The sequence below is a fragment of the Aequoribacter sp. genome, from assembly GCF_965659035.1.
In the GTDB taxonomy this organism is placed as follows: domain Bacteria; phylum Pseudomonadota; class Gammaproteobacteria; order Pseudomonadales; family Halieaceae; genus Aequoribacter.
Genome location: NZ_CBFHWH010000089.1, coordinates 1 through 8,131, shown reverse-complemented (window position 1 = coordinate 8,131; position 8,131 = coordinate 1). Strand labels below are relative to the sequence as shown.

General features: G+C 51.7%; 8 protein-coding genes. 4 read left to right on the top strand and 4 right to left on the bottom strand.

Annotation, left to right across the window (positions count from 1 at the left end):
• The 4 genes from ACTF5Z_RS10345 to ACTF5Z_RS10330 form a co-directional block, all read right to left on the bottom strand.
• Positions 1-1,085, bottom strand: a 1,085-nt coding sequence (locus ACTF5Z_RS10345; RefSeq protein ID WP_438985564.1) for a heavy metal translocating P-type ATPase, incomplete at its 3' end; no start/stop codon positions are given.
• 78 nt (positions 1,086-1,163) lie between these two features.
• Complete coding sequence (locus ACTF5Z_RS10340) at positions 1,164-1,829, bottom strand: class I SAM-dependent methyltransferase (RefSeq protein WP_438985563.1); 666 nt, start codon at positions 1,827-1,829, stop codon at positions 1,164-1,166.
• Positions 1,830-1,917: 88 nt separating this feature from the next.
• Positions 1,918-3,390 (bottom strand): carotenoid oxygenase family protein, encoded by a 1,473-nt coding sequence (locus tag ACTF5Z_RS10335; protein WP_438985562.1) that lies wholly within the window; start codon positions 3,388-3,390, stop codon positions 1,918-1,920.
• 96 nt (positions 3,391-3,486) lie between these two features.
• A complete protein-coding gene (locus ACTF5Z_RS10330) occupies positions 3,487-4,437 on the bottom strand; it encodes a winged helix-turn-helix transcriptional regulator (RefSeq protein ID WP_438985561.1) in 951 nt (316 codons plus the stop codon).
• 55 nt (positions 4,438-4,492) lie between these two features.
• Between ACTF5Z_RS10330 and ACTF5Z_RS10325 the strand changes: the two genes are divergently transcribed.
• From ACTF5Z_RS10325 to ACTF5Z_RS10310, 4 genes are all read left to right on the top strand, one after another.
• Positions 4,493-5,425, top strand: a complete 933-nt coding sequence (locus ACTF5Z_RS10325) for an NAD(P)H-dependent flavin oxidoreductase (RefSeq protein ID WP_423849651.1) — start codon at positions 4,493-4,495, stop codon at positions 5,423-5,425.
• The gene (locus ACTF5Z_RS10320) at positions 5,425-6,663 is read left to right on the top strand and encodes an acetyl-CoA acetyltransferase (protein ID WP_438985560.1); all 1,239 of its coding nucleotides are present in this window, start codon (positions 5,425-5,427) and stop codon (positions 6,661-6,663) included. The genes ACTF5Z_RS10325 and ACTF5Z_RS10320 overlap by 1 nt, the downstream gene beginning before the upstream one ends.
• Positions 6,660-7,865, top strand: a complete 1,206-nt coding sequence (locus ACTF5Z_RS10315) for an acetyl-CoA C-acyltransferase (RefSeq protein ID WP_438985559.1) — start codon at positions 6,660-6,662, stop codon at positions 7,863-7,865. Before ACTF5Z_RS10320 ends, ACTF5Z_RS10315 begins: the two co-directional genes overlap by 4 nt.
• A gap of 61 nt (positions 7,866-7,926) precedes the next feature.
• Positions 7,927-8,131, top strand: a 205-nt coding sequence (locus ACTF5Z_RS10310) for an SDR family NAD(P)-dependent oxidoreductase (RefSeq protein WP_438985558.1), incomplete at its 3' end; no start/stop codon positions are given.

Genomic DNA, 8,131 nt, shown 5'->3' with positions numbered 1-8,131 from the left:
CTGCAAAGAGCTACTACAACCACGACCGGCACAAAGTACAACGAAATTCTGTCCGCCAACCTACCTATAGGAGGCTTGGCCATTTGAGCTTGTTTAACAGCTGTGATGATATGCGCCAGAGCCGTATCTTTACCGACTCGGTCGGCACGGTAAAGGCAAGAGCCTTGAATATTTAAGGTTCCTGCCGAGACCTGCTCTCCGTTCAGTTTGCTAACCGGCATGGGTTCGCCGGTAAGCATCGACTCATCAACAGTGACGGCACCTTCAGTCAGAACTCCATCCACGGCAAATTTCTCGCCGGTACGCACTCGTAAGATATCACCCACTTTGATGTGTTCGATTGCGACATCGAGTTCATTGCCACCCCGAACCACTCGCGCCGTCTTCGCCTGCAGCCCCACCAAACGTCTTATGGCATCACTGGATCGACCGCGGGCACGTACTTCCATCGCTTGACCTAAGCTGACCAGCCCAACAATCATAACACTGGCTTCAAAATAAATATGACGCGCCATCTCGGGAAATAGACTAGGCGCAACAACAACCAGCGCGGAATACAACCAAGCCGCACCAGTCCCAAGTGCAATCAGGGTATCCATATTTGGGTTAGCACGAAGCAGCGCGCGGTAACCACCCAGGTAAAAATGTGAACCGGAATAGACCATAGCTGTTAGAACTACTAAGCCCACAACACCCCAAATCCATTGATCTTGGTTCGAGACGATCATCATACTACCGCCCAACCAACCATAGAACATCAAAGGTAAACCCAGAGCCAACGCCACAGCGGTACGCTGAACATGTGCTTTAAATTGGTTTTGTTCGGCTAGGCGCTGCTCCTCCATTTCGGCTGCTAAGGACTCAGCTTTCGACTCCGTAGCGCCGTAGCCAATGCCTTCTATCGCTTTGATTATGGTTTCTACAGATGCGCTACCAGTGACACTTACTCTGCGCTCAGCAAAGTTCATACTGGCCACATCTACAGAGTCGAGGGTATTCAGGGCACCCTCGATTTTGGCCACACAGCTGGCGCACCCAGCGCCGGTGATCGCGAGTGTGTGAGTGGATTGACTTGTTTCGGACATAAACACCTCCCCATCGTTTAGATGGTTATCAATCATCAGACTACACCCGACAAGGGGGTTTAGGTCAATTGTCCAAAGTCAAAGTAGGCGCGTTCGGTACAGGGTCACACGGTTAAATTCAATCGATTCATCAAGGTCAGGCACTGTATGACTGGCAATCACATCTAAGGTTTCAAGACCGGGTAAGGACATACCTTTTAAGCGAGAATCAGCCACCAGCACCTCTTTGAAAAAAGCGTTAAATGTGTCCAGCAAAGGTAAATTGTCGCGATCGTAGAAAACATCTGCGACGGTAATCATCGCGGATGTAAGCGTTGGGTCCGCCAACAAGTCAAACACATCGTCACTGCACTCAAGAGTCACCCCATTGCGTTCAGCATTTACTTCGCAAGCTGCAAGCGCATTAGGATCTAGGTCGCAGGCGATAACCCGCCGAGCGCCGGCTAGCGCTGCAGCGATAGCGACGATGCCGCAACCGGCACCAAAATCGATGACCGTTTGGTCCTTTACGATTTCAGGATTTTCCAACAAATACCGAGCTAACACCTGCCCGCTGGCCCAGCAAAAGCACCAGTAGGGCGGATTATCCATTAGCGCCTGCGCTACCTCATAAGGCAGGCCTTCGCGGGGGTAATCTTCGCTAATCAACAGCAGGGGTAAGTCGGGCGTTTGAGGTGGACATTGCCAGCTCAAAGACGCCCCGGGAATTCGAGATTGTAGATGTTGGGTAAGCAAATCGAGCATGAGTTAAGCAGCTTAAGAAAAGCCGCTACGCTAAACCAAACCTCTTACCGAGCCAAGTTAAAACAGCGTTCCCTGCTGACCGAATCAACTAGGCCGCTTTGCCAATGCGATTGGCTGCCATCCAACAGGCATGAAACCCTTGCGGCACACGAATGGGCATTTTGACCCGGGCAATGGGACCTTTGCTGATATCGCGCGCGTCAAATATCTGCAGCTGCTGCTCTTTGGTGAGATCATTCCAGACGAAAGTGACGACATAACCATGATCCTCGCTCTCGGGGTTGTCGGCAGGCGCAAACCAAGGCTCATTATACCAAGCGTGAATGGGGTCATCTGTCCAAGAGCCCACGCATTCACCAGTCGTCGTATTGAACTTGCGGATACCGATCCAATGCAGCGTGTCGGGATCGTGATCAACCAAATAGCCCCATTGGGTAAAACGCCCGGTGCGACTGCTGTCGTAGGATGGAAACTCGACGTTGAAGTCCGGGTTTAAACATTTTTCTTTACCCTCACCCGTTGCCAAATTCATACGGTATTCCCACAGGCGCGCATCCATCCGTAACTCGGCAATATTTTTTGCCGTGCGCGCTTCGTCAATGGAGCCGTCCTCGTTAATGACAGGCATGAACCGACAGGCCACCATCACAATCTCATCGCCTTCTTCCCACGAGTTCACCACGTGATACAAAAAGCACGGTGAAAACTCAAACCACTTAAGTTCTTCAGTTTTGCCAAAGCGTGGAATAACGCCAAAACGAGCGGGCGTGTCGGCATTAAAGAGTATTTTGTGGCGACCCGCTGCGTAAGCTTCTTCGCAATGCCAAACCGGTAAATCATGCAAAATAGAGTAATGTTCAGTTACCGCCATGTCGTGCGGCAAACGATTGCCTGGCAAGGGAATTTCAACGTGGTGCTTTAACTGCTTGTCTGGGCCTACCACGCCATAGGTCATGTGCGGCGCCTGATGGAAGTAATCAAAGTACAGAAGATCGCCTGTCACTTCATCCACTTTGGGGTGGGCCGAAAACCCATAGCCTGGTGCCGCGGTATACGGCGCGGGGCCGAGTGTTTCTAATGTAATTGGATCGACAAGGTAAGGTTCGCCCGCTAGATACCACGAGGCAACGGCGACACCCGCATGGCCAATAACATCGGTGTTGGCCGTATCTTTCATGGGTTGGCTTTGCGATTCTTTCAGTGATGACATGATGCCCCAGTACTCTGAATGACCCGTTTGGTCTTCTTTTTGCCAACCTTCGGTACGGACCCACTTGTTGCGTATAGTGACCTTGCCGTTGTCAAAATACGCATTGAAGAGCATTCCATCTCCGTCAAAAGGATGATGCATGGCTTTGGGCTCAAAGCGCTGATCAGGTCCATTACGCAGATACACACCGTTCAAATCGGCGGGAATTTCACCTTCGACCTCTAAGTCTTCTAGGACTTTTTCATCAAACACCGGGGCGTATGCCCCCGTCAAAAATGGGCCATGATCTATTCCAAATGGCGCTTCATCAAAACGCTTACCCATAGCAAACCTCACATACTCTAAGTTCAATAGGCAAACCTTAACGCAAACCAGTTCACTTATACAAGCCATTTAGCTTGGTATTGATCACATAGATGGCAGTTCATACTTGAAACAAGAGAGCAGCTAGAACGAGACTTCGCTCGCAACAATCTCGTGGTGACATTGGTCGCACCGAACAACCCCCTGTAAAGGCGCTCCACAAAGTCGGTGGGTCAATTGCATCGGCGGGCCGTTACCGTGACTGCACCAGTTGTCGCCCCACTGAAGCAAGGTAATAAAGTACGGCAGTAAATCGGCACCCTTAGCGGTTAAGTGGTATTCATAGCGCAGCACCGACGGGCGATACGGTTTTTTGTAGAGGATCCCATTGTCTACCAGCAGTTTTAGCCTATCCGACAAGATATTCGTCGCAACGGGGAGTTCTTTGTGGAACTCCTCGAACCTCACGAAACCATGGTAGGCTAGGGCGATAATATTAGAGGTCCAGCGATCGCCCAGTAATTCGGTAAGGTTGCGGTACAGCGAAGTCCCCTGCCCATCATCGACAATGGTTTTAGTTGCCCGACGACGAGTTTTGATTTCGCGAACGTCAAGGCCTGCCCCAGGGCCCTCATGGTATTCAATATCTTGCCACCTAACCTCTTGAGCACAATGTTTACAGACAAATTCAGGCCAAAACGAGTGACCGCACGGCTGATGATGAAGGTCAATAGCATCTAATTCAGGGTTACTGTAATACCGGCGCTCCCACACAATTGCCATCAGCGCATTGTTGTACAAAGCAATGGACTTTTTAGTCAATCGATAAACAGGTTTACGCGCATCGCCGTCAATGCTCTTTTTTATGCATCCAATGTCTTGCAACCAGGCAAGGCGGTTGGACAAGATGCCGCGGGATGCACCGGTGGCGTCTAACATCTCGCCGAAGGTGTTGATACCCCAGAATACTTCCTGGAGGATTAACAGAGTCCACATATCACCGACTTCATCAAGCGCACGATTAATCGAACTTGCTCGCGTTTGAATACTGCGTCGCGATTCGCTGGAATCCGCTACTGTAGGTTTTACTGCCACTATTGAATAACTTTCCTTTCAGTCTTATTATGCAATTAAACAACAGGGATTATCCATGTCGAACCAGGCTACAAGACTACGCTTACCTGTCATTCAAGCACCGATGTTTCTGCTGTCAGGCCCCGAGATGGTTATCGCTAGCGCCAAAGGCGGCATCATGGGCTCATTCCCTACGCCGAATACTCGCACCCCCGAGCAGCTAGAGCAATGGTTAATTCAGATTACCGAAGCACTCGCCAATACGCCTTTTGAGCACAACTGGGCCATCAATCTGATTATGCACCCGACCTACCCCAGGCGTGAAATCGACCTCGCCTTGGCTGTTAAGTACAAGGCACCCGTCGTGATAACCGCACTGGGCAGTCCCAAAGGTGCCTTAGATGCCGTTCACTCCTATGGCGGTAAGGTGTATGCCGATGTGATTAACGTAGATTTTGCTATGAAAGCAGCGACTGCGGGCGCTGATGGCTTAGCGCTAGTCTGTGCAGGCGCTGGTGGTCACACAGGGTTTTTATCACCTTTTGCGTTTCTTGAGGAAGTGCGCCGCTTTTTTGATGGCGACATCATTTTATCGGGCGCCATCGGCAGCGGCAAAGCTATTCATGCCGCCAAAGTTCTTGGCGCTGACTACGTCTATATGGGCACACGCTTCATAGCGTCGAAAGAGAGCATGGCGGTTGACGCTTATAAATCGATGGTGACTGAATCCAGTATCGGCGATATCGTGACCTCCGATGCAATTACCGGAGTCAAAGCTAACTGGCTGAAAGACAGTCTTATAGCAGCGGGCTATGATCCCAATAATATGCCAAGCGCCGCCAACATCAACTTCGCCGAGGCGGGGATCGACTCAAAACGTTGGAAGGATATTTGGGCGGCAGGACAAGGTGTTGGGGCCTCGACTCGAGTAGAAACTATTGCCACTATCGTAGACCAATTAGAACGTGAATACCGCGCGTCCGTGCGGGGCCAACTAGGAGAAGAATAATGAGCGCATCTGAGATCTATGTACTGGGCGGAGACCAAACCGACTTCTCCAGAAATTGGGCGCGAGAAGACCAAGAAGTCTTCGACGTCTTTAAAGAAGTATTCACGAATGCGCTGGCCAAAACCAGCATAAGCCCCGCCGAAATCGACGTCGCGCACGTGGGCAACTTCGTGGGCGATCTATTTAACGGCCAAGGACTGCTCGGCGGATTTTTCGCCGAGGTTTACCCTGAATTAGCAGGCATACCTACCAGCCGTCATGAGGCCGCTTGCGCTTCGGGTTCTATGGCAATTTTGGCCGCCATGCGTGATATCGAAGCTGGGCACTACGATGTCGCCGTCGCTTTGGGTATTGAACAAATGCGTAACGTTAATGGCAAAACCGGTGCCGAATATTTGGGCGCGGCAACCTGGAAAGGTCAAGAAGCGATGACCTGTGACTTCCCGTGGCCGCATCAGTTTGACCTACTGACCAAAGAGTACCAAAAACGCTACGGCATCAACACCGACGATCTGAAGATCATAGGCAAAACCAACTTCACCAACGCGCGCAGCAACCCCAACGCGCAAACTCGTTCTTGGGTTCTGCCGGATGAGGCCTTTTGTGACGACGATGCCTTGAACCCCGTGATAGAGGGTTACGTTCGCAAATTAGATTGCGGCCAAATTACCGATGGCGCGGCCTGTGTAGTCCTAGCCAGTAAAAAAGCCGCGCAAGCTTACGCCGAGCGATTGGGCTTAAATTTGAAAGACATACCCAGAATAAAAGGCTGGGGACACCGCTCCGCGCCCATTAGCTTGGCATCGAAATTGGCGATAAGCCGCGATCAAGACTACATTTTCCCGCATGTCGCCGCTTTGATAAACGATACGCTAAAACGCGGCGGGTTTAATCAAATTGACGATCTCGACGGCTTAGAAACCCACGACTGCTTTACCGTCACCGAATACATGGCGATAGACCATATCGGATTAACGCCCCCGGGAGAGAGTTATCGGGCTATTCGAGAAGGCCGCATTACGATGGATGGCGACTTCCCGATCAACCCCAGTGGCGGTCTTATTGGTCTAGGGCACCCTGTCGGCGCCACCGGCATTCGCATGGTCCTCGACTGCGCCAATCAAGTCACCGGTCGCGCCACATGCAACCAAATTGCTAATGCACGCAACATGATCACATTAAATGTTGGTGGTAGCACCACAACTTGTGCCTCGTTTATCGTGGGCCGTGATTCGTGAGTCAGGTTTATATTTACGACGCAATCCGCTCTGCTCGAACACGCGCGAAGTCTGACGGCGGCCTAGCCAGTTTAACGCCAGTGCAGTTAATGGCGGGCCTGTACGAACACATCAAAACCCGAAATACTCTAGACCCACAACTTGTCGAAGAAGTCGCCCTGGGGTGTGTCACGCAAGCCGGCGAGCAAGCAGCTAATATTGCCAAAACAAGTTTAATGGCCGCTGGCTGGCCCCAGTTTATCCCGGGTATCACCGTACATCGGTTTTGCTCATCGGGCTTGGACGCCGTCAATATTGCGGCAATGAAGATCTGGGCGAATCAAGCTAAGGTGACACTCGGTGGTGGCATCGAAATGATGTCGCGAGTGCCCATGTTGTCCGATAAAGCCACTGCCTTTACCGACCCCGAGTTCGCAGCTAAGCATCATTTTTTACTGATGGGTTCAGGTGCTGATTTTATCGCCACTCGGTATGGTTTTAGCCGCGAGGCGTTGGATGAAGTCGCGTTCAAAAGCCAACAAAATGCCGCGGCAGCACAAGCACAAGGACGCTTTACCTCGGTTGTCCCAATCTTTGACGCTGCAAAGAATCGCTGGATCGATCAGGACGAGTGTATTCGGGCGAGCACAACACGCGAATCACTAGCCGCCATGCCACCCGCTTTTGAAGCGCTTGGGCAAGCCGGTGCGGATGCGATACAGAGTGAGGCATATCCGCAATTTTCGACCATCATGCACGGCCATACCGCCGGCAATTCACCAGCTATGTGCGACGGCGCAGCGCTCGTACTACTGGGCACTGAGGAACTGGCAAAAAGCCTCGGACATAGACCTAAAGCACGTATCCTAGACACCTTAAGCGTCTGCGACGAGCCGTTAGAGGTGGTGAGCGGATGCGTCAATGCCGTCGAGAAGCTCATGCAAAAACATGGCCTGAGAACCGACGACATCGATCTATTCGAGATCCATGAAGCCTTCGCTGCCACGAGTTTACGTGCGCAGCAGCAACTGCAAATTGATGACGACAAGTTCAACGTAAACGGCGGCTGCATCGCCCTGGGCCACCCCATGGGCGCCACGGGCGCTATGCTGCTAGGGACACTCATTGACGAGTTAACCTGCCGCAATCAAACCCTGGGCATTGTCGCCACCAGTGGTGCGGCAGGAACGGGTACGGCGATGCTGATTGAGCGCTGCGTCTAGCGCATCTTAAGCGAGGTTAAAGCATTCTCGGCCACTTCCAGTTCGTGTTCTGCACTGCCGCATGATACCGATGATTTGCTATGCTGAGTCTAATCAGCAAATGGGGCATGTAATGGACGACTCTAAATTACTCGAAGGCAAAGTAGCCCTCATCACCGGTGCAAGTCGCGGCATAGGCGCTGGCATTGCTGCCTACTTTGCCGCATGTGGGGCAAAAATTGCTCTGGTAGCACGTACGCTAGAACCACAACAGGGTGTGAGCGGAT